Here is an 18,737-nt window from a genome sequence, read left to right as displayed (position 1 = left end):
GCCGATACTTCGGGCACCAGATCACATGGTAGGCCGTTTGATAGAAGTAATTACGTTTTGTGACGACATCGACCATGCGTCACAGTTTATACCACAGGGAGCGCTTCGCGCACCCGCAATTCCTCCCCTGACTCAAGTCAGGGGTTTCCTTGCGGAGATTCTATGAAAAACCACCGCAATGTGGGGCATAATCAAGCTGTTATCTATTCTGCGTTTTTATAAAACATGCTTGAACTTTTTTCGCCATTGGAATGGTTTTTTGTGATTTTGTTGGCCGTGATTCCCCTTGCTGGTGCGGTGTTTCATGTTTGGGTGATGTTCATCGGTCATGGAAAAAAGACCGACCCAGAGGACACCCCGCCCTCAACTTAATTCGACTGTCGGCGTAAGGTGGCGCGAAAGCCGCCTTGGGGATGATTGGCTAAGTGCAGTGCTAAACCATGCAGCAATGCCACGCGCTCAACAATCGACAAACCCAAACCACTCCCTTCTGCTTGCTGCCCTTCGGGCCGTGAGAAACGCTCACGGACACGCTCCAGCCATGCCGCCTCCACCCCGGGGCCATTATCACACACGGTTAAGGTCGATTCATTCGACTCAATCCACACCCGCCCACCGTTTGGTGTATAGCGAATGGCGTTGTCGATGAGATTACGCAGTAAAATCGATAAAAAGGCGGGTGAACCTTCGATCCACAGCGCAGGGACTTCGCCAATCGGCTCAACCACGACGCCGCGCCGTGCTGCACCTTCGCCGAGTTCTAACATCACGCTGGCCGCCAACGTCATCACATCTACTCGCTGCCGATCAGGCACTTGGTCCAAATGATCTAAACGCGCCAAGGTCAGTAACTGTTCAACCAACCGCGTGGCACGATCAATACCACTCAAAATTTTATTTAATGCGCGCTGGCGACTGACTTCATCTTCGCTCAGTTTGGCTACTTCGGTTTGGACGCGTAAAGCCGCCAGAGGGGTACGCAATTCATGCGCTGCATCAGCCGTAAAACGGCGTTCTTTGCTTAATACCTGATGTAATCGAGCAAAAAGATGGTTGAGTTCATCCACCAAGGGTTGTACTTCCTCAGGGACTTTTTGGGTGATGGGTGTCAGATTGTCGGGGCTGCGGTGGGCTAAATCTTGTTTGAGTTGATTCAGCGGTTTCAACCCTTGCCGCACGCCCCACCACAGCGCCAAGAACAACACTGGCAAGGCCACAATCCACGGCAACATTTGTCCCAACGCCAACCGCCAAACCAGTTTTGTGCGCGAACTCATGCGTTGGCCGACCATCACATATGCGCCATTATCCTCGTCATGAAAGTAAAACAATCGCCACATTTTGCCGTCAACACGCTCATCCATAAAACCGATGGCATCAAAACGGAATGGCAAGTCGGTATAGTTCACATCTGATAACACCAGACGGCCCGAGGCATCACGCAGTTGGAAAATAATATCGTCATCAATATCGTTTTCACTGTCTTCAAACAGCTCACGCAAACGACGGGGCGAGGTGGGGCGAATCCCTAAACCACTGTTTTGTGCTTCCAAGTTGACCGAAGCTAGCATCTGCGCAAAAAAGGCCTGTTCGGTGTCAAACAGCTCATTGACGCGATCATGGGCGGCGTAAAGATTAAAAGCAGCCGAAGCAATCCAAACCAAGGGAAGCGCAATCAACAAGGCCGCCAACAGCCGGCGTTGTAACGAAGCGCTGACAACATCAGTGGGATGTCGCATCAACCTCACCTAATTGATAACCCACGCCACGCAAGGTACGAATAAAACCGCTGCCGAGTTTTTTTCGTAGATGATGAATGTGAACTTCGAGTGCGTTGCTATCGAGTTCTTGTGTCCAGCCGTATAGCTTTTCTTCTAACAAGGCACGCGGCAACACCCGTCCCCGATTTTCCATAAAAAGTTCTAATAATTGAAACTCACGGGCAGTCAGGTCAATATCAGTGCCATTCCGTGTGACGGTATGCGCTTGTGGATCTAAAATCACATCGCCATGCTCCAAGACCGGATTAGCGCGGCCATGCGAGCGGCGGATCAGGGCACGTAAGCGCGCCACCAATTCACCTAAAGCGAAGGGCTTGACCAAGTAGTCATCCGCACCGGCATTCAAACCTTGGATGCGGTCTTCGATACCATCTCGTGCGGTCAGGATTAACACTGGCACGGTATAGCCCATTTGACGCCAACCGCTTAGAACCTCGAGGCCAGATAAACGAGGTAACCCAAGATCGAGCACCACTGCATCATAAGGTGCAGCAGAGAGCGCGGCGCGGGCACTAACGCCATCTTTCATCCAATCTACATTAAAACCAATTTGCCGCAGGCCCATTTCTACGCCATCGCCGAGTAAGGCATCGTCTTCAACTAATAGCACTCGCATTTTCCTTGCCCTTTCACTCGTGGGGATGTTCTATTTTCTGTGTCACAACTCGGCCATCTGTTGGATCGACCGCCAACCACACTCGCTGTCCGTTCTTATCCCACCCCTTGATTTCAATGCAGTGGCGTTCGTACTCAAATTCGCGCAATTTATAACCTTGCTTTTTTAAGCGAGACACCAGCTGTTCCTCTGGCAGCCACAGCGATGGCGGTTTATCGGTACAGACCCGTGGTGCTGCGATCGCTGTAGCAGCGATCATGCTGCATACAGGGAGATACCACCATAACTTAACCATCTCTTCTGCTTTCAAAAAAGTGCGCTAAGCGGCACACCATTCTTTTCCTGTTCCTATATCGCTACTTCACTCACAGACATGACTTTCCCGACGCATTCTGGCACCTTTCCAGAGACAGTGTTGCCGTTGCCGGACAGACTTTCGACGGATAGGGCCGTTACGGTTGCCAGCCGTGTACCATGCCGCAATCTGTCTGCTTAGTGTAAAGGATTGACTTAAGGCAAGAAAAGCAGGGCACAAACCTCCTTAATTGACTGAGGTTTTAGCGAGTTTGTATTTGAGTGAAAAACAGAATAGACATTCAAACTTAAAGCGGACTTACTTGCCTCAAGCGAGAGTCAGGTAGAGTAGGCACGGGACTTGTGCCTACCAAACGACTGCAACGGAAGACCGACAACACACCACAAAAAGACCGCCACACTCAATTCAGGGCGAAGCTGTTCGTATTACGTATGGCAGTGTTTTGCCATTTTTGGGTGTTGGGCACAAAGCGGTGCCCAACCTTTTCGTCGGTTGATCTTCTGGGGCAATATATCGAAGAGCAACAAATACCTTAATTAAGTTTCTGCTCTAAACTTTTTCGTTGTTGACCTCGGACTGAACTCGAGGCTTTCCACACATAGGGTTACATACCGTTTAATCATGGGGGGAATGATGATTCATTTTGCTGTAGGCGAGTCGGATTTGGGGATGGTTGCCGTGGCAGCTAGCCAACAGGGGGTTTGTGCCATTGTGCTAGGGGAAGATCGAGCGCAACTTATCAACGAACTACAACATTATTTTCCAAAAGCCATGCTGGTTGCAGGAGATGAAGCCTGCGAAAACTGGTTAGCGGAGGTGATTCGTTTTGTTGCAACCCCGACTATCGGGCTCGATTTACCGCTTGATATTCAAGGCACTGCATTTCAACAACGTGTGTGGCAAGCCTTGTGTGAGATTCCTGTCGGGGAAACAGCAAGTTATACCGAAATCGCCCAACGTATTGATACACCCAAAGCCGTGCGCGCAGTTGCTGGTGCGTGTGCCGCCAATAAACTGGCCCTCGCCATCCCCTGCCATCGTGTCATTCGTCAAGATGGCAGCTTATCGGGCTACCGTTGGGGCATCGAGCGTAAACAGGCGCTGTTAATGCGAGAGAAAAACGCTCAACCACACAACCAACTTTAACCTGTCTATTCGACATCATGCACCACATTGCACACCATGTGCATAATCAGTGCGTGGTTGGGCGCGGTATTGGGGCAGAAACCATGCACTGCTGGCACTAAAGTGCTGAAAAACGGGGCGAAACCGTTGGCATGATCTTTGCGAGTACAGCAAAGACAGCCTTGGAGAGCCAATATGCATGCCCTGACCCTACCGGATGCGCGCCACCACGACGAGATGCTGCTCGCCAGCGGTGCCGTTCGCCCGCATTATCAACAGTTTGCTGAATGGCTACATTCACAAACCCCTGCCCAACTGGCAGAAAAACGCCGTGCTGCTGATCTATTGTTTCACCGTGTGGGTATCACCTTTGCGGTGAGTGGTGATGAATCGGGGGCCGAGCGTTTAATTCCCTTCGACACCATCCCACGCATTGTCCCCGCGACAGAATGGCAGATGTTAGAAGCCGGCATGAAACAGCGTGTGACAGCGCTCAATGCCTTCTTACACGACATCTATCACGACCATGCCATTGTCCGCGCTGGTTTAATCCCAGCCGAACAAGTCTTTACCAACAGCCAATACCAACCTGCAATGCAGGGACTTGATTTACCGCATCGAGTGTATGCCCATATCACCGGCGTTGACGTGATTCGCCATGCCGATGGCCAATATTACGTCTTGGAAGACAACCTGCGCGTACCATCGGGGGTGTCGTATATGCTGGAAAACCGCAAGATGATGATGCGGTTATTCCCCGAATTGTTTACCCGTCATGCCGTAGCGCCGGTTGAGCATTATCCTACTTTACTGCTGGACACCTTACGCCGCGCCACCCCCAAAGATAACCCCACCGTGGTGGTGCTCACCCCCGGCCCCTATAACAGCGCCTACTTTGAACATGCCTTCCTCGCCCAACAAATGGGCGTGGAATTGGTCGAGGGACGCGATCTGTTTGTCAAAGACGACCACGTCTTTATGCGTACTACCGTCGGGCCCGTGGCAGTCGATGTAATTTATCGCCGGATTGATGATGCCTTCCTCGACCCGCTGGCATTCCACCCCGATTCGATGCTCGGTGTACCCGGTTTATTGTCAGTCTATCGCAAGGGCAATATCGTTTTGGCCAATGCTATCGGTACTGGGGTTGCGGATGATAAGTCGATTTATCCTTATGTACCGGACATGATTCGCTTCTATCTCGACGAAGAACCGATCTTACAAAATGTCCCAACATGGCAATGTCGCAAACCACAAGACTTAAGCCATGTTTTGGCCAACCTTGGCGAATTGGTAGTCAAAGAAGTCCATGGTGCCGGTGGGTATGGCATGTTAGTTGGGCCAGCGGCAACACAAGCTGAAATCGAGGCCTTCCGCGCCCGTGTGCAAGCCAATCCAAGCAACTACATTGCCCAACCGACCCTCGCCTTGTCGAGCTGCCCCACATTTGTTGAGTCGGGCATTGCGCCACGCCACATCGATTTGCGGCCATTTGTTTTGTCCACCGGCCAAGAAGTGAGAATGGTCGCGGGAGGATTAACCCGCGTGGCACTGAAAGCCGGCTCGTTGGTGGTGAATTCCTCGCAAGGGGGCGGCACCAAAGACACTTGGGTAATGGAGGGTTAAATCATGATGCTATCGCGAACCGCCGACCAGCTATTTTGGATGTCGCGCTCATTAGAACGGGCAGAAAACCTCGCTCGTTTATTAGATGTCAGCTATCGCCTAGCATTGATGCCACAGGCACGCGGTGACAAAGTCGAACTGGCAGTGCCGATGTTACTCACGGGCACATTAGACAGTTTCCATCAGCGTTATCCACAGCTCACACCAGAAAACATGCTGAATTTTATGGTGTTCGACAGCAGCAATCCGGCCAGTATTCTTGGCTGTTTGAAAAATGCGCGTGATAACGCTCATGCTGTGCGCGGCACCATCAGTGCTGAAATGTGGGAAGCCGTCAACGCGACTTGGCTCGAAGCCCGCGACCGTGCCTCTCGTCGCCATGCCTATTCTGATTTCTTCGACTGGGTGAAGGAACGCTCTCACCTATTCCGTGGCGCAACCTATGGCACTTTGCTCCGCAATGATGCGTATTACTTTATCCGCCTTGGCACTTTCGTTGAACGGGCCGATAACACCGCCCGCCTGTTAGATGTCAAAAGCCATTTGATGTCACCTGCTATCGAAGATAGCGCGCCGGATTACTACGCTTGGAGCGCCTTATTACACACCTTATCCGCCTTTGAAGCCTATCGCGCCATTTACCGCGACAGCATCAGTGCGCGGCGGGTCATCGAGTTGCTTGTTCTACAGCCCGACGTGCCGCGCAGTTTGTGTGCGTGTGCGGTGGAAATTCGCTCGATTTTGGACCACATCCAAGGGGAAACCGGACGCCCAGCAAAACGACTGGCAGCCAAATTAGTGGCTGGGTTGGAATATGGCAGCCTCGATGACATCCTCGAACAGGGGTTACACGCCTATCTGTCGCGTTTCTTGGCGGATGTGCATGGTTTAGGCGAAGCCATCCACCGCGCTTATCTGGAGGCAGCATAATGAAGTTAGAAATTCGACACGAAACAGTCTATCGCTATGATGTACATGCCCATCACAGCACACAATATCTGCGTCTGACCCCTCCCAGCACCGATCATCAACGCATTGTCGAATGGGAGTTAAACCTCCCCGGAAAAGCCAGCAGTGGCGTGGATGCGTTTGGCAATATTTTCCATGTGCTGACCTTGGATCATCCCCATGACGAGATTCATCTGATTGCCAGCGGCGTAGTAGAAACCACCGATCAGCCGTGGCAACAAAGTGCGGGTTTGCTGTCGCCGTTGGTCTTTTTGCGGGCCACCCCCCTGACCGAATGCGATCAGGCATTGCGACAATTTGCACAACCCTTTGCTGCTGCCATCGCCACCGATCCGACCTCCGGTTTGCAACAACTGGCCGCCGCCATTCTGGATGCCATGCCATACCGTAAAGGGGAGACCTTTTCTGATACACCGGCGGCAATGGCTTTTGCTCAAGGGGCAGGGGTGTGCCAAGATCATAGTCATGTTTTTATTGCTTGCTGCCGCCAGTTGGGGATTCCTGCCCGCTATGTCAGTGGCTATCTGGTCACCGATGATGAAGGGCATGTCGCGAGTCATGCGTGGGCAGAAGCGTGGTTTGCTGAAGCATGGCATGGCTTTGATATCAGCAATGCCATGACGCCAGATGGTCATCATTTAACCTTGGCAGTGGGGCTAGACTATTTAGATGCGTGTCCGGTGCGCGGCGTCCGGCATGGTGGCGGTGGTGAAGAACTACATGCCCGCGCCGAGATTCGTGTGATTGAAGAATAACCCGCTGTTGAACCTAAGAGATCACATTACATGACTTATTGTGTTGCCCTACGTTTAAACGAAGGTTTGGTATTTGCCTCTGATTCCCGCACCAATGCAGGGGTCGATCATGTGGCGACATTTCGTAAAATGCACCGCTTTGCCCAAGCCGGTGAACGGCAAATTGTGTTGTTAAATTCGGGTAACTTAGCGACAACACAGTCGGTCATCAGTATGTTGCGTAGTCGCTGCCAACATGACGCACCCCATCTACTCAATGTGCCGTCGCTATACGATGCAGCGGTGCAAGTGGGGCAGATTTTGCGGGAGGTCATTGCCCGCGATAGCGTTGGCGGCAGTGGGGTAGATTATGGCGCCCATTTTTTAGTGGGTGGTCAGATTGCAGGTGAGCGCGCGCGCTTATTCCATGTCTATCCACAGGGCAACTTTATCGAGGCCACAGAAGACACCCCCTATTTCCAAATTGGCGAATCAAAATACGGCAAACCGATTTTAGATCGGGTGTTAGATACAGCAACACCGTTAGAAGATGCGGTGAAATGTGTGCTGATTTCTTTCGACTCTACCATTCGTTCGAATCTGTCAGTCGGTTTGCCGATTGATTTATTCACCCTGCACGAAGGTGATCTCCACCCTGCCGCACCACGGCGAATTGATGAACGGGATGTCTATTTCCAAAGCCTACGCCGTGCTTGGGGGCAAGGGTTGCGCCGTGTTTTTGCGCGCTTGCCACCGGCGCCAACCAGTGGCATCGGAACCGAGCGCGACGAGAAACCGGGTCATTAAACCGTTGTTCTTGCCCAATCGATAGCCGTTTGTCCGTGAGAAGTGAGCCATTGATTGGCTTGTGAAAACGGGCGGCTGCCAAAAAAGCCACGATAGGCCGACAGGGGCGAGGGATGCGCAGCGGTCAAGATGGCATGGCGGGGTGCAATCTGCCCCGCTTTGTTTTGCGCCCATTTTCCCCACAAGATAAAGATACAGGCTGGACTGTGTTGGTTAACGCTGGCAATGATCGCATCGCTGATGCTGTGCCAACCCAATTTGCCATGACTGCCGGCTTGGTCAGCTGCAACCGTCAATACGCTATTCAATAACAATACCCCCTGTGCTGCCCATCCGCTTAACTCACCGCTGTTTGGGGCAAGTAGGTCGAGATCACTCTGTAACTCGCGATAGATATTGCGTAAGGATGGGGGCAGTTTGATACCGGCATTGACAGAAAAGGCAAGGCCATTGGCCTCACCTGCACCGTGGTACGGGTCTTGTCCCAAAATCACCACTTTGGTGGCGGCAGGGCTGGGGAGGCTGCTGAGAGCGCGAAAAATTGTAGGCGCAGGCGGGTAGATGGTTTCCCCAGCTTGTTGGCGCTGTAACAACGCGGCGTCAATCTGCTGCAAGGTCGGATGTACGGTTTGCAGTGCCTGTTGCCAAGCAGGGGGAACGGTGTTCCAACTCGAAGCAAGAAAATTCAACATAGTCTGACCACAATAAAAAACGGCAACAGTGTGGCTGTTGCCGTTGTAATAAGATAAAACGAGTGGCTTAGTATTTTGCCATCGATGGGTCAACAATATCCGCCCATGCGGCAACCCCACCCGCCAAGCTTGCCACATTCTCAAACCCAGCATGGGCCAAGAAGGCAGCCACTTGATAGCTGCGTACACCGTGGTGGCAAATCACCACCAACGGCACTTCATCGGGAATGTCGTTAAGACGGTTGGGAATCGTCGCCATCGGGATTAAGATACTTTTCGCCAGATGACAGGTTTGAAATTCCCATTCTTCGCGCACATCCAATAAATAGGGCTGTGTGCGTTGTGTGTCTTCAAGCCATTCTGCCAGTTCGGCAACTGAGATTTCACGCATTAGAAAGTGAACTTTTCAGATTGTGGTGCGGCTTGTAAAGCACCGGTACAGGTTTCAAATACGACTGTCTCGCGCCAGCCCTGTTCGCTCTCGCGCACAATCAGCTTTGCTTCCATCAAAGGCGCTTCGCCAATAATGGCGAACAAACGGCCACCGACAGTCAGTTGTTGTTTGAGGACTTCTGGTAACACAGGTACCGACCCACCTAAAACAATTACATCAAAAGGGGCTTGGTCGGGCAGACCCTGCATCCCATCAGCGACTTTGAGACTGATATTGCGAATACCAGCATGTGCCAGCTTGGTGCGTGCCGACTCAATCATGTTGTCGTCGATATCAACGCTATAAACATGTTGACCGAGGCTGGCCAATAAAGCTGTTAAATAGCCGTTTCCCGTACCGATTTCTAAAATACGGTCTTCTGGGCGTAAGTTCAGTTCTTGGGCAATCCGTGCTTCCACTTTTGGTGCCAGCATCACAGCGCCATTGGCGAGGGGCAATTCCATATCAACAAAGGCAAGCGCTCTTTGCTCTGCTGGCACAAAATCTTCGCGCTTAATTTGTAACATCAAATCCAGAACGCGCTGATCCAAAACCTCCCACGGGCGGATTTGCTGTTCGACCATATTAAAACGTGCTTTTTCGAAGTCCATGTAACCACCCTGCTTCAAGTGTGTATGACAATGCCGATGGGCGGCGATTATCCCACAATTACCCTGCTTTCACAGCATTAGCAAACTGGTTAGCGTTTTAGAGAATGTTTATACGGCATTGAATTGTACGGCCAATAGCCGTATTATTTACCAAGGAGGACAAAAATGCCTACACCCCGTGTATCTACTGCCCGTCTCGAAGCACGAATTAGCACCGATCTACACGCGATGCTGAAACGTGCAGCGGAGTTACAAGGCCGAACCATGACTGATTTTGTTGTGTCTGTTGTTCAAGAAGCTGCTCAACGGACGATTGAACAAGCAGAGGTCGTTCGCTTATCGTTGGCAGATCAAGAATGTTTTGCACAAGCCATGTTATCGCCAGCCAAACCTAATGCCGCTTTAGAACGCGCTTTTGTTCGTCGCAACCAACTTCTGCGCAACACATGAACAAAGCCCCGTTTCTAGTCAAACCGCTAGATGCATCACACGACCGTAGGACATTCTGTAGCGAGTCGCCACCGTTAGATCATTACTTGAGAGAGCGAGTTACTCAAGACATTCGTCGCCGCGTGGCAGCCTGTTTTGTAGCGGTAACAGACGAACAACGTATCGCTGCCTACTACACCTTGGCATCAGCAAGTTTATTATTGGCTGATCTCCCAATCAGCACAGGCAAAAAATTGCCACGTTATCCCACGGTGCCAGCGGTTCGAATGGGACGCCTAGCGGTCGATCAAGCATTCAAAGGTCAAGGTCTTGGCAGCGCCATGCTAGCTGATGCGCTTGAACGTACTGCTCGTGCTGAGATTGCAGCATTTGCGCTGATGGTGGATGCGAAAGATGAGCGTGCAGCCACTTTTTACCAGCATCACGGCTTTATTGCGCTGCCCGATTTGCCATTAACTCTATTTTTGCCACTGGCGACAGCCCGCTCGGTTTAAGCCAACAAGTTAGCCAACAGCCTGCAGCCAATGCACCACTGTGCCACGTTGTAATTCACTGATGGTCGTTGCCGTTTGGTTTTTCATCACATCGGCTAAGGTATAGCGGTCGAGCTGTTGATAAAACAGATGCAACGCCTCGTCTAACACCTGCTTCAAAGTGCAGCCACTGAACAAAACACAGGGCGGTTGTTGGCAATCGACTAAAGAATCACACTCTTCCAAGGTACGAATAATTGTCCCAAGCCGATAGTGATGTGGTGGGGCAGCTAATGCTAACCCACCGCCTTTACCACGGGTGGTGGCAACCCACTGCAATTGACCAAGCCGATGTACGACTTTAACAAGATGATTACGCGACACATGAAACTGTTCAGCAATTTCACTGATGGTGACAGGTTCGTTGCGTTGACCAATCGCCAGATACATCAAAACGCGCAGCCCAAGATCAGTAAAGTGGGTGATGTGCATAACGTCTCATCCAAACAACAAGAGCCAGACAGCATGCCTGTTCTGGCTCTGGCTGGCAATTAGATGTCAATGCCACCCGTGCTAAATAGTTCGGCATGGATACGCTGTTTGCTCACACCCAATTGTTGTAACGCCGCAATATGGGTTTGCATAAAGCCAACAGGCCCACATAGATAACATTCGGCCTCTGCCAAGGGCAAAACGGGGGCTAAGTCGGATAATTGCAGTGGGGCGATTTGAGCTGATGTACTGCCAACCGGCGCTTGATCGTGGAAAAGATGTAACTGTAGATGGGTGTGCGTCGCGGCCAGCTGTTGTAACGACTTACCAAAAGCGAACACATCAGCATTGCGGCAAGCATGGATAAAATGCACTGGCCGTGTGCTGTTTAGGGCTAACAGGCGGTTTAAGATAGCCATCATCGGTGTGATACCCACACCTCCACTGATTAACAAGAGCGGTGCCGTGCTGTCTTCATCGAGGAAGAAATCACCGAAAGGCGGTGCTAAATCGATCATGTCACCTTCATGAAAGGCCTCATGTAACCGATTGGAAACTTGGCCAGCGGGAGTGTCGTTATTGCCAGCTTCACGTTTGACCGAAATACGGAAATATTCACCATTTGGCGCATCGGATAAAGTGTATTGGCGTGGCTGCACCACATTCCAAGCAGGTACAAAAACGCGAACGGTGGTGTATTGACCAGCGCGATAACGTGGCAAAGCGCCTCCATCGCTGGGCACCAAATAAAACGAGGTGATCTCTGCGCTTTCAATCACTTTACGGCTGATTTTGAATGGCCGCCATCCTGACCAGCCTCCTTCTTGATTGGTGGCATCGTAATAGAGTTGGCTTTCGGCTTGGATAAAAATATCCGCCAATTTTTGATAGGCAATAGCCCATGCTTCAATTAACTCGGGGCTAGCGGCATCGCCTAACACCTCTTGTATCGACGCTAACAGATGCTTGCCGACAATCGGGTAATGTTCGGCACGAATCCCCAAACTGGCATGTTTGTGTGCAATTAAATTGACCACCGGTGCCAATACCGAAGGATCATCAATATTTTCTGCATAGGCCAACACCGAACCAGCCAAGGCCATCGGTTGTTTACCTGTCGCATTGTGGCTGCGGTTAAAAATCTGTAGCAGCTCTGGGTTGTGGTGGAACATCCGCTGGTAAAAATGGGTGGTGAGCGCCACGCCATGTTCACGCAGCACGGGAATCGTGGCTTTCACCAACTGGTGGACGGTTTGCTGATCCATATTGCCTCTTAAAGATAGATTAAAAATACATCTTTTGATACCAAAAAAAGCCGACAGCGAGAGAGAAAGCTGACGGGTTGGGCTGCAGTCTAGGGAGAAATGCTTGGTTCGGCAAGCCTTTGCTTGCAATTATTGAGCGATTATCTTAACTTGCTGCGACTTAGCACGAGAGTTGACGTAAATCAAAAAGTGACTCTCGCTTCCCGCTAGGGGTTCTCTGTTCAGTGATGAATAGAGATGAGACATACCCTTTGAACCTGATCCGGTTGATACCGGCGTAGGGAAGCGGAAACCCACTGTGGCCGATAGGCGGCCGTTCTGGCTTCCGCTCCTTGTGCCCTGCTTTGTTCAGCAAGGAGAACACCACCATGAATGCCCCCCATACCACCCCACCTTCAGCCGCAGCTGAAGAAATGTCGATTCAACCTTTCCCCAATTCACGCAAAATTTATGTCACCGGCAGCCGGCCTGACATCCAAGTGCCGATGCGTGAAATCACCCAGTTCGATACACCCAGCCAATTTGGTGCTGAAAAAAATCCGCCGATTTATGTCTATGACACCAGCGGCCCTTACACCGATCCAGCGATACAAGTCGATGTCACCAAAGGGTTAGCGCCTGTACGGGCCAACTGGATTGCGGAGCGCCAAGACACCGAACAGCTAGCGGGACCAACCTCAGAATATGGTCAGAAACGCGCAAATGATCCTGCTCTTGATGCACTGCGTTTTGAATTAACACGCAAACCGCTACGAGCCAAAGCCGGTCGCAATGTGACACAGATGCACTATGCGCGACAGGGTGTGATTACCCCTGAGATGGAATATATTGCCATTCGCGAGAATCAACGCCGCAGTGAGTATTTAGCTGCGTTGAAAGCGGGTGGGCCCAAGGGTGAAAAAATGGCAGCGATGATGACACGCCAACACCCAGGTCATAGCTTTGGTGCGACTTTGTTAGAAGAAATCACACCTGAGTTTGTGCGGTCGGAAGTGGCGCGCGGACGGGCGATTATTCCTGCCAATATCAATCACCCAGAGCTGGAACCGATGATTATTGGCCGTAATTTCCTGACCAAAATCAATGGCAACCTTGGCAATTCAGCGGTGACTTCTTCCATTTCAGAAGAAGTGGAAAAAATGCTGTGGGGTATCCGCTGGGGTGCTGACACCATTATGGATCTCTCTACCGGCAAGAATATCCATGAAACCCGCGAATGGATTATCCGCAATAGCCCAGTGCCAATTGGGACAGTGCCAATCTATCAGGCATTAGAAAAAGTCGGCGGTAAGGCAGAAGATTTAACATGGGACATCTTCAAAGACACGTTGATTGAACAGGCTGAGCAAGGGGTCGATTATTTCACTATCCATGCCGGCGTGTTGTTGCGCTATGTGCCCATGACCGCGAATCGCATGACAGGGATTGTCAGCCGTGGTGGATCGATCATGGCGAAATGGTGCTTGGCACATCATCAAGAAAACTTCCTGTATACGCATTTTGAAGACATCTGCGAGATCATGAAGGCCTATGATGTATCGTTTAGCTTAGGTGATGGTTTGCGCCCTGGTTCAGTATGGGATGCCAATGATGAAGCACAGTTAGGTGAATTAAAGACCTTAGGCGAACTGACACAGATTGCGTGGAAGCATGATGTACAAGTGATGATCGAAGGCCCGGGGCATGTCCCGATGCAGCTGATTAAAGAAAATATGGACTTGCAGCTGGAATGGTGTGATGAGGCACCGTTCTATACCTTGGGCCCATTAACCACTGACATTGCACCCGGTTACGACCATATCACCTCGGCTATTGGCGCGGCACAAATTGGTTGGTATGGCTGTGCCATGTTGTGTTACGTCACACCGAAAGAGCATCTTGGCTTGCCAAATAAACAGGATGTCCGCGAGGGCATTATTGCGTACAAAATTGCCGCCCATGCAGCCGATTTAGCCAAAGGCCACCCCGGAGCCCAGATTCGTGATAATGCGTTGTCAAAAGCGCGTTTTGAGTTCCGCTGGGAAGATCAATTTAATCTTGGCCTAGACCCAGATCGCGCACGGGAATTCCATGACGAGACATTGCCTAAAGACAGTGCAAAAGTTGCACACTTCTGCTCAATGTGCGGCCCCCATTTCTGCTCAATGAAAATCACGCAAGATGTACGTGATTTCGCGGAAAAACAAGGTTTATCAGAGCAAGAAGCCTTGCAAAAAGGCATGGAAGTCAAGTCAATTGAGTTTGTAAAAAGTGGAGAAGCTCTGTATAGCAAAGCCTAACTGAGTTGTCTGGAGCGCACGACAGTGCGCTCCATACCAATCACACGGTCTTTGCATGGTTTAATTCAACACACCGCCACCCCTCACGATGGCCGCCAACAGGGCAACACCTACCGCAGGGATTGAAAACAGCACACGCCACAGACGATGATGGGGAATAAACCCCACTCCACGGATAAAGCTCGCACACATCGCCCAAAAGACCAACATCGCCAATAAATGATCGGCCTGTCCTGCCTCATTCGATAAACTGTGCGGCCACACCGTGGTCACCACCAAAATAGTCAGGGCCAATAACAACAGCGGCCAGTGGGTGCGAGTGCGAACAGAGCTAGCACTATCAGACATGATCCGACTTCGCTCTGGTATCGACGACAGGCTGGCGAGCCGCTTCATTACCCCCCCACAGTGCATTGAGGATAGCCAGTAGCACAGCAAAACCAATTCCCAACATCCACGCAAAATACCACATCTTATCTCCCCCTCTGATTAGTAAGCCGAGTGTTCATTTTCACGGATATAGGCTGCAGTCACCTTGCCACTCATCACGCCATACGCCCAGCGGGTATAAGCAATAATAATTGGCATAAAAATAACCACTGCTACCAACATAATTCCCAAGGTTTTATGACTCGAAACGCTATCCCACACGGTTAAACTTGAACGCAAATCGGTGGAAGAGGGCATCACAAAGGGGAACATCGAGATGCCTGCCGTACCAATCACGCCGGTCATAGCAAGAGAAGACGCTACAAAAGCAGCCAATGTCCGACCTCGATTCGCTAACCACAACGCGGCCAAAAAGCCAATGTAGGCCAGCGCAGGCAATGCCATCGCCAACGGCCACTGTTGATAGTTAGCCAACCATGCACCGGCTTGTTTCACCACAGTTTTCGCCAAGGGATCGGGTTGTGCAGCAGGATTTACCACCGAACTGATCACAAAGCCATCAATCCCCCACGCGAGCCACAGCCCAGCCAGAGAAAACGCCACCACAGTCAACAAACCTGTCACATTGACCCAACGCCGGCTGCGTTGATATACCTCATCCTCTGTCCGGTGCATCAAATACACCCCGCCGTGAAACGTCACCATGGCAGAGCTCACGACACCACATAACAACGCAAAAGGATTCAGTAATCCCCAGAACGAGCCGGTGTAGTAGGGCACTAAGTTATCGTCAAAATGAAAAGGCACCCCTTGCAACAGATTCCCGAATGCCACGCCAAAGATCAATGGGGGGACAAAACCACCGATAAACAGGCCCCAATCCCACACCTTACGCCATGTCGGATGGTGAATTTTCGAACGATAGTCAAACCCAACAGGACGGAAGAACAATGCCCACAATACCGCCAACATTGCCCAATAAAATCCAGAGAAGGCAGTGGCATAGACCAAAGGCCATGCAGCAAAAATTGCCCCGCCTGCGGTGATAAACCACACCTGATTCCCGTCCCAGTGTGGACCAACGGTGTTAATCACCACCCGCCGCTCAACATCATTCTTGCCCACAAAGGGCAGCAAAGTCCCCACCCCCATGTCGTGGCCATCCATGATGGCAAAGCCAACCAATAACACGCCCACCAACAGCCACCAAATGACTTTTAAGGTTGGGTAATCCAAAACCATGTCCATATTGTCGCTCCGTGGTTAATGGGCAATTGCTTCATTGAGATAACGCCCAGTGCCTAAACTGCCGGGGCCTTGCTTAGCAAACCGAATCATCAAGTACATCTCCACGATCAGGAGCACGGTATAGAAGGCAATAAACCCTGCTAAGGAGCCATACAACGATGCTGGAGACAGCGTAGACACGGAAAGATGTGTCGGTAAAACACCATAAATCGTCCACGGTTGGCGACCATACTCCGCCACAAACCAACCCACTTCACATGCAATCCACGGCATCGGCAAACACCATACTGCCGTCCGCAAAAAGCCGGTTTTTTCCGCAAAATTGCCTTTGATGGAGTACCACAAGGCCAAACCAAATAGCAGCAGCATGGCAAAACCCAAGGCCACCATGACACGGAAACTCCAGAACATCGGTGCCACTTTTGGAATCGTTGAACGCGCAGCTTGATCAATCATATCGGGCGTAGCAGCACTCACATCTGCGGTGTATTTACGCAGCAACAAACCAAAGCCCAAATCTGCTTTATGTTTTTCAAACACGGCTTTCGCCGCCACATTGCTTTGATCTTGGCGCAGTTGTTCTAATGCTTTCACAGCAGAGATACCCGAAACGATTCGCTCTCGGTTATGCGCAACAATGTCTTTAATCCCGGGAATTTGCTGATCCAACGAACGTGTCCCAATCAATCCCATCAACCACGGGATATGAATAGCAAAGTCATTTTTCATCTCTGCTTCATTGGGTATCGCAATCAAGTTAAACGATGCCGGCGCTGGTTCGGTTTCCCACATCGCCTCCATCGCCGCCAATTTGGTTTGTTGCGCTTCGCCGACCACATAACCCGATTCATCACCCAACACAATCACCGAGCACACCGAAGCAAAGCCAAAGGCTGCTGCAATGCGGAAACTGTTTTTAGCAAACTCCACATCACGTTTTTTCAGCAAATACCAGCTTGAAATCGATAGAACAAACATCGCCCCCGTGACATAGCCCGCACTGACGGTGTGGACAAACTTGGCTTGTGCATCAGGGTTAAACAACACTGCAGCAAAATCCACCATCTCCATTCGCATGGTTTCATAGCTAAACTCAGCCCCAACGGGGTTTTGCATCCAGCCGTTAGCAATCAAAATCCACAGCGCAGAAAGATTAGTACCTACCGCCATCAATAGCGTGACCAACAGATGTTGCTGTTTCGAAAGACGATCCCAGCCAAAGAAAAACAGGCCGATGAAGGTGGATTCGAGAAAAAACGCCATCAAACCTTCAATTGCCAAGGGCGCACCGAAAATATCGCCGACATAATGCGAGTAGTACGCCCAATTTGTACCAAATTGAAATTCCAACGTGATACCAGTTGTTACCCCCAAGGCAAAGTTAATTCCAAATAACTTACCCCAAAAGCGAGTCATGTCTTTGTAAATTACCTTACCTGTCATGACATACACCGACTCCATAATGACCAACAGCCATGTCATACCCAAAGTCAGCGGGACAAACAAAAAGTGATACATCGCAGTCACGGCAAATTGCAGCCGCGAGAGATTGACTAATTCTTCAGTCATGGTGGGTGCTCCGTTGCTGAGCCGAGGAAGAAGGAGAAGCAAGAAGATGCTGTGCGGTGTCGGTGGTCGCGACTTCGACCTTCACATCGCGGATGAAACACCACCAAATGATGGACAGTGCCACCAATTTGATCACCACAACCCACATGATTTCTTGCAGTAAGCTGCGCGGTTTTGCCATAACAGCTGTCCTATACGCATTGATAAATCAAGATTTTTTCGTTTTAGGTCATAAGGTATGACCATTTAGACTGACATATCGTGGCAGATATTATGTTTATTTGTGAAGTGACAAAATGTCGCACTGCAATGAACTTTTATCGCTTGGCCTCGTCTATAAATTTATCTTCACGACAAAACAGGAGGACCTTAATCATGCAGACCAAACAATTCTTACTGACATCCGCCTTGGCCTTGGGCCTGAGCCTACCCGCCGCCTATAGCATCGCGGCGCCAATGGAACATGGCCCAATGGCAGGAGGGATGCACAGTGAGAAAATGCACAAAATGATGCAACCCGAGGCCGTACAAGCTCGGTTGGATAAATTGAAAACCGCATTGAAATTGAGCAACAAACAAGAAGCCGATTGGAAACGCTACGCTGACTTTATGTTGGAACACAGCAAAGCCAAACAAGAAAAAATCAAAGCATGGCGTAATGCAGAACAGCCAAAAACCGTACCGGAAAAAATGGAACGCATGTTAGAACATGCCCGCGATCATGTAGCGCACATGGAAAAGGCCAGCGCGGAAACCCGTCACTTCTATGACACATTAAGCACCGAACAAAAAGCCATCTTCGACCAACAACACCCGATGATGCACCATCACCAAAAACGGCATTGATTTTGCTTTAAGCAA

The 18,737-nt window shown here is 50.6% G+C and carries 23 protein-coding genes and 1 riboswitch; of the genes, 10 read left to right on the top strand and 13 right to left on the bottom strand.

All coding sequences use genetic code 11. From position 1 onward, the window contains the following. The first annotated feature begins 225 nt into the window (after positions 1-225). Complete coding sequence (locus ACYVJG_RS11725; protein WP_460431213.1) at positions 226-372, top strand: hypothetical protein; 147 nt, start codon at positions 226-228, stop codon at positions 370-372. Here ACYVJG_RS11725 and ACYVJG_RS11720 read toward each other — a convergent pair. The 3 genes from ACYVJG_RS11720 to ACYVJG_RS11710 are packed head-to-tail and all read right to left on the bottom strand — an operon-like array spanning position 369 to position 2,692. After that, positions 369-1,739, bottom strand: a complete 1,371-nt coding sequence (locus tag ACYVJG_RS11720; protein WP_460431212.1) for an ATP-binding protein — start codon at positions 1,737-1,739, stop codon at positions 369-371. The two genes, ACYVJG_RS11725 and ACYVJG_RS11720, sit on opposite strands and share 4 nt — an antisense overlap. Next, positions 1,723-2,397 carry a response regulator gene (locus ACYVJG_RS11715; RefSeq protein WP_460431211.1) on the bottom strand — a complete coding sequence of 225 codons (675 nt, stop codon included), beginning with the start codon at positions 2,395-2,397 and terminating at the stop codon, positions 1,723-1,725. The genes ACYVJG_RS11720 and ACYVJG_RS11715 overlap by 17 nt, the downstream gene beginning before the upstream one ends. 13 nt (positions 2,398-2,410) lie before the next feature. Continuing rightward, the gene (locus ACYVJG_RS11710; protein ID WP_460431210.1) at positions 2,411-2,692 is read right to left on the bottom strand and encodes a PepSY domain-containing protein; all 282 of its coding nucleotides are present in this window, start codon (positions 2,690-2,692) and stop codon (positions 2,411-2,413) included. A gap of 654 nt (positions 2,693-3,346) precedes the next feature. Between ACYVJG_RS11710 and ACYVJG_RS11705 the strand changes: the two genes are divergently transcribed. From ACYVJG_RS11705 to ACYVJG_RS11685, 5 genes are all read left to right on the top strand, one after another. Beyond that, positions 3,347-3,859, top strand: coding sequence for a methylated-DNA--[protein]-cysteine S-methyltransferase (locus ACYVJG_RS11705; RefSeq protein WP_460431209.1), 513 nt, complete (start codon positions 3,347-3,349; stop codon positions 3,857-3,859). Positions 3,860-4,033: 174 nt separating this feature from the next. Continuing rightward, on the top strand, positions 4,034-5,464 hold the full coding sequence (locus tag ACYVJG_RS11700; RefSeq protein ID WP_022653806.1) for a circularly permuted type 2 ATP-grasp protein: 1,431 nt from the start codon (positions 4,034-4,036) through the stop codon (positions 5,462-5,464). Between the two features lie 3 nt (positions 5,465-5,467). Beyond that, positions 5,468-6,394 carry an alpha-E domain-containing protein gene (locus tag ACYVJG_RS11695; RefSeq protein ID WP_022653807.1) on the top strand — a complete coding sequence of 309 codons (927 nt, stop codon included), beginning with the start codon at positions 5,468-5,470 and terminating at the stop codon, positions 6,392-6,394. Continuing rightward, positions 6,394-7,188: a transglutaminase family protein gene (locus tag ACYVJG_RS11690; RefSeq protein WP_460431208.1), complete on the top strand. Its 795-nt coding sequence runs from the start codon at positions 6,394-6,396 to the stop codon at positions 7,186-7,188. The genes ACYVJG_RS11695 and ACYVJG_RS11690 overlap by 1 nt, the downstream gene beginning before the upstream one ends. 30 nt (positions 7,189-7,218) lie before the next feature. After that, a complete protein-coding gene (locus tag ACYVJG_RS11685) occupies positions 7,219-7,974 on the top strand; it encodes a proteasome-type protease (protein ID WP_022653809.1) in 756 nt (251 codons plus the stop codon). Here the strand turns inward: ACYVJG_RS11685 and ung are convergent. The 3 genes from ung to ACYVJG_RS11670 all read right to left on the bottom strand — a co-directional run bounded on the left by ung (position 7,971) and on the right by ACYVJG_RS11670 (position 9,710). Further along, complete coding sequence (gene ung / locus ACYVJG_RS11680; protein WP_460431207.1) at positions 7,971-8,666, bottom strand: uracil-DNA glycosylase; 696 nt, start codon at positions 8,664-8,666, stop codon at positions 7,971-7,973. The two genes, ACYVJG_RS11685 and ung, sit on opposite strands and share 4 nt — an antisense overlap. A gap of 67 nt (positions 8,667-8,733) precedes the next feature. Further along, complete coding sequence (locus ACYVJG_RS11675) at positions 8,734-9,057, bottom strand: rhodanese-like domain-containing protein (RefSeq protein ID WP_460431206.1); 324 nt, start codon at positions 9,055-9,057, stop codon at positions 8,734-8,736. Continuing rightward, positions 9,057-9,710, bottom strand: a complete 654-nt coding sequence (locus ACYVJG_RS11670; protein ID WP_460431205.1) for a protein-L-isoaspartate O-methyltransferase family protein — start codon at positions 9,708-9,710, stop codon at positions 9,057-9,059. Before ACYVJG_RS11670 ends, ACYVJG_RS11675 begins: the two co-directional genes overlap by 1 nt. Positions 9,711-9,875: 165 nt before the next feature. Between ACYVJG_RS11670 and ACYVJG_RS11665 the strand changes: the two genes are divergently transcribed. Continuing rightward, a complete protein-coding gene (locus ACYVJG_RS11665) occupies positions 9,876-10,160 on the top strand; it encodes a type II toxin-antitoxin system TacA family antitoxin (protein WP_022653813.1) in 285 nt (94 codons plus the stop codon). Beyond that, a complete protein-coding gene (locus ACYVJG_RS11660; protein ID WP_460431204.1) occupies positions 10,157-10,654 on the top strand; it encodes a GNAT family N-acetyltransferase in 498 nt (165 codons plus the stop codon). The genes ACYVJG_RS11665 and ACYVJG_RS11660 overlap by 4 nt, the downstream gene beginning before the upstream one ends. Before the next feature lie 9 nt (positions 10,655-10,663). Here ACYVJG_RS11660 and ACYVJG_RS11655 read toward each other — a convergent pair whose 3' ends face one another. Together ACYVJG_RS11655 and hmpA are read right to left on the bottom strand one after the other, a co-directional pair. Beyond that, positions 10,664-11,125, bottom strand: coding sequence for an RrF2 family transcriptional regulator (locus tag ACYVJG_RS11655; protein WP_022653815.1), 462 nt, complete (start codon positions 11,123-11,125; stop codon positions 10,664-10,666). A gap of 59 nt (positions 11,126-11,184) precedes the next feature. Further along, the gene (gene hmpA / locus ACYVJG_RS11650) at positions 11,185-12,390 is read right to left on the bottom strand and encodes an NO-inducible flavohemoprotein (protein ID WP_460431203.1); all 1,206 of its coding nucleotides are present in this window, start codon (positions 12,388-12,390) and stop codon (positions 11,185-11,187) included. A 198-nt stretch (positions 12,391-12,588) separates the two neighbouring features. Then, positions 12,589-12,691, top strand: a riboswitch (TPP riboswitch). A gap of 67 nt (positions 12,692-12,758) precedes the next feature. On the opposite strand from hmpA, the gene thiC reads away from it, so the two are divergent. After that, on the top strand, positions 12,759-14,669 hold the full coding sequence (gene thiC / locus ACYVJG_RS11645; RefSeq protein WP_460431202.1) for a phosphomethylpyrimidine synthase ThiC: 1,911 nt from the start codon (positions 12,759-12,761) through the stop codon (positions 14,667-14,669). Positions 14,670-14,729: 60 nt separating this feature from the next. Here the strand turns inward: thiC and ACYVJG_RS11640 are convergent, their stop codons facing one another. The 5 genes from ACYVJG_RS11640 to cydP are packed head-to-tail and all read right to left on the bottom strand — an operon-like array spanning position 14,730 to position 18,057. Further along, complete coding sequence (locus ACYVJG_RS11640; RefSeq protein WP_460431201.1) at positions 14,730-15,017, bottom strand: cyd operon YbgE family protein; 288 nt, start codon at positions 15,015-15,017, stop codon at positions 14,730-14,732. Beyond that, positions 15,010-15,141 (bottom strand): cytochrome bd-I oxidase subunit CydX, encoded by a 132-nt coding sequence (gene cydX / locus ACYVJG_RS11635; RefSeq protein WP_460431200.1) that lies wholly within the window; start codon positions 15,139-15,141, stop codon positions 15,010-15,012. The genes ACYVJG_RS11640 and cydX overlap by 8 nt, the downstream gene beginning before the upstream one ends. Positions 15,142-15,158: 17 nt before the next feature. Continuing rightward, positions 15,159-16,307: a cytochrome d ubiquinol oxidase subunit II gene (cydB, locus tag ACYVJG_RS11630; RefSeq protein ID WP_460431199.1), complete on the bottom strand. Its 1,149-nt coding sequence runs from the start codon at positions 16,305-16,307 to the stop codon at positions 15,159-15,161. Between the two features lie 15 nt (positions 16,308-16,322). Beyond that, positions 16,323-17,876 (bottom strand): cytochrome ubiquinol oxidase subunit I, encoded by a 1,554-nt coding sequence (locus tag ACYVJG_RS11625; protein ID WP_460431198.1) that lies wholly within the window; start codon positions 17,874-17,876, stop codon positions 16,323-16,325. Then, positions 17,869-18,057, bottom strand: coding sequence for a cytochrome oxidase putative small subunit CydP (cydP, locus tag ACYVJG_RS11620; protein WP_460431197.1), 189 nt, complete (start codon positions 18,055-18,057; stop codon positions 17,869-17,871). The genes ACYVJG_RS11625 and cydP overlap by 8 nt, the downstream gene beginning before the upstream one ends. Positions 18,058-18,251: 194 nt before the next feature. Here cydP and ACYVJG_RS11615 point away from each other — a divergent pair, with 194 nt between their 5' ends. Continuing rightward, positions 18,252-18,722 (top strand): Spy/CpxP family protein refolding chaperone, encoded by a 471-nt coding sequence (locus ACYVJG_RS11615; RefSeq protein ID WP_460431196.1) that lies wholly within the window; start codon positions 18,252-18,254, stop codon positions 18,720-18,722. The last annotated feature ends 15 nt before the right edge of the window (positions 18,723-18,737 follow it).

The organism is Aquaspirillum soli (genome assembly GCF_054781915.1).
This window is presented reverse-complemented; position numbering and strand designations above follow the sequence as displayed.

What these genes read in the sequence shown, in the direction of transcription:
- ACYVJG_RS11660 (WP_460431204.1), top strand. Translation starts at nt 10,157, where the DNA reads ATGAACAAAGCCCCGTTTCTAGTCAAACCGCTAGATGCATCACACGAC.
- cydP (WP_460431197.1), bottom strand. Translation starts at nt 18,057, where the DNA reads ATGGCAAAACCGCGCAGCTTACTGCAAGAAATCATGTGGGTTGTGGTG.
- ACYVJG_RS11690 (WP_460431208.1), top strand. Translation starts at nt 6,394, where the DNA reads ATGAAGTTAGAAATTCGACACGAAACAGTCTATCGCTATGATGTACAT.
- ACYVJG_RS11625 (WP_460431198.1), bottom strand. Translation starts at nt 17,876, where the DNA reads ATGACTGAAGAATTAGTCAATCTCTCGCGGCTGCAATTTGCCGTGACT.
- ung (WP_460431207.1), bottom strand. Translation starts at nt 8,666, where the DNA reads ATGTTGAATTTTCTTGCTTCGAGTTGGAACACCGTTCCCCCTGCTTGG.
- ACYVJG_RS11655 (WP_022653815.1), bottom strand. Translation starts at nt 11,125, where the DNA reads ATGCACATCACCCACTTTACTGATCTTGGGCTGCGCGTTTTGATGTAT.
- ACYVJG_RS11720 (WP_460431212.1), bottom strand. Translation starts at nt 1,739, where the DNA reads ATGCGACATCCCACTGATGTTGTCAGCGCTTCGTTACAACGCCGGCTG.
- ACYVJG_RS11675 (WP_460431206.1), bottom strand. Translation starts at nt 9,057, where the DNA reads ATGCGTGAAATCTCAGTTGCCGAACTGGCAGAATGGCTTGAAGACACA.
- ACYVJG_RS11640 (WP_460431201.1), bottom strand. Translation starts at nt 15,017, where the DNA reads ATGTCTGATAGTGCTAGCTCTGTTCGCACTCGCACCCACTGGCCGCTG.
- ACYVJG_RS11615 (WP_460431196.1), top strand. Translation starts at nt 18,252, where the DNA reads ATGCAGACCAAACAATTCTTACTGACATCCGCCTTGGCCTTGGGCCTG.
- ACYVJG_RS11685 (WP_022653809.1), top strand. Translation starts at nt 7,219, where the DNA reads ATGACTTATTGTGTTGCCCTACGTTTAAACGAAGGTTTGGTATTTGCC.
- cydX (WP_460431200.1), bottom strand. Translation starts at nt 15,141, where the DNA reads ATGTGGTATTTTGCGTGGATGTTGGGAATTGGTTTTGCTGTGCTACTG.
- thiC (WP_460431202.1), top strand. Translation starts at nt 12,759, where the DNA reads ATGAATGCCCCCCATACCACCCCACCTTCAGCCGCAGCTGAAGAAATG.
- ACYVJG_RS11710 (WP_460431210.1), bottom strand. Translation starts at nt 2,692, where the DNA reads ATGGTTAAGTTATGGTGGTATCTCCCTGTATGCAGCATGATCGCTGCT.
- hmpA (WP_460431203.1), bottom strand. Translation starts at nt 12,390, where the DNA reads ATGGATCAGCAAACCGTCCACCAGTTGGTGAAAGCCACGATTCCCGTG.
- ACYVJG_RS11705 (WP_460431209.1), top strand. Translation starts at nt 3,347, where the DNA reads ATGATTCATTTTGCTGTAGGCGAGTCGGATTTGGGGATGGTTGCCGTG.
- ACYVJG_RS11670 (WP_460431205.1), bottom strand. Translation starts at nt 9,710, where the DNA reads ATGGACTTCGAAAAAGCACGTTTTAATATGGTCGAACAGCAAATCCGC.
- ACYVJG_RS11725 (WP_460431213.1), top strand. Translation starts at nt 226, where the DNA reads ATGCTTGAACTTTTTTCGCCATTGGAATGGTTTTTTGTGATTTTGTTG.
- ACYVJG_RS11700 (WP_022653806.1), top strand. Translation starts at nt 4,034, where the DNA reads ATGCATGCCCTGACCCTACCGGATGCGCGCCACCACGACGAGATGCTG.
- ACYVJG_RS11695 (WP_022653807.1), top strand. Translation starts at nt 5,468, where the DNA reads ATGATGCTATCGCGAACCGCCGACCAGCTATTTTGGATGTCGCGCTCA.
- ACYVJG_RS11665 (WP_022653813.1), top strand. Translation starts at nt 9,876, where the DNA reads ATGCCTACACCCCGTGTATCTACTGCCCGTCTCGAAGCACGAATTAGC.
- ACYVJG_RS11715 (WP_460431211.1), bottom strand. Translation starts at nt 2,397, where the DNA reads ATGCGAGTGCTATTAGTTGAAGACGATGCCTTACTCGGCGATGGCGTA.
- cydB (WP_460431199.1), bottom strand. Translation starts at nt 16,307, where the DNA reads ATGGACATGGTTTTGGATTACCCAACCTTAAAAGTCATTTGGTGGCTG.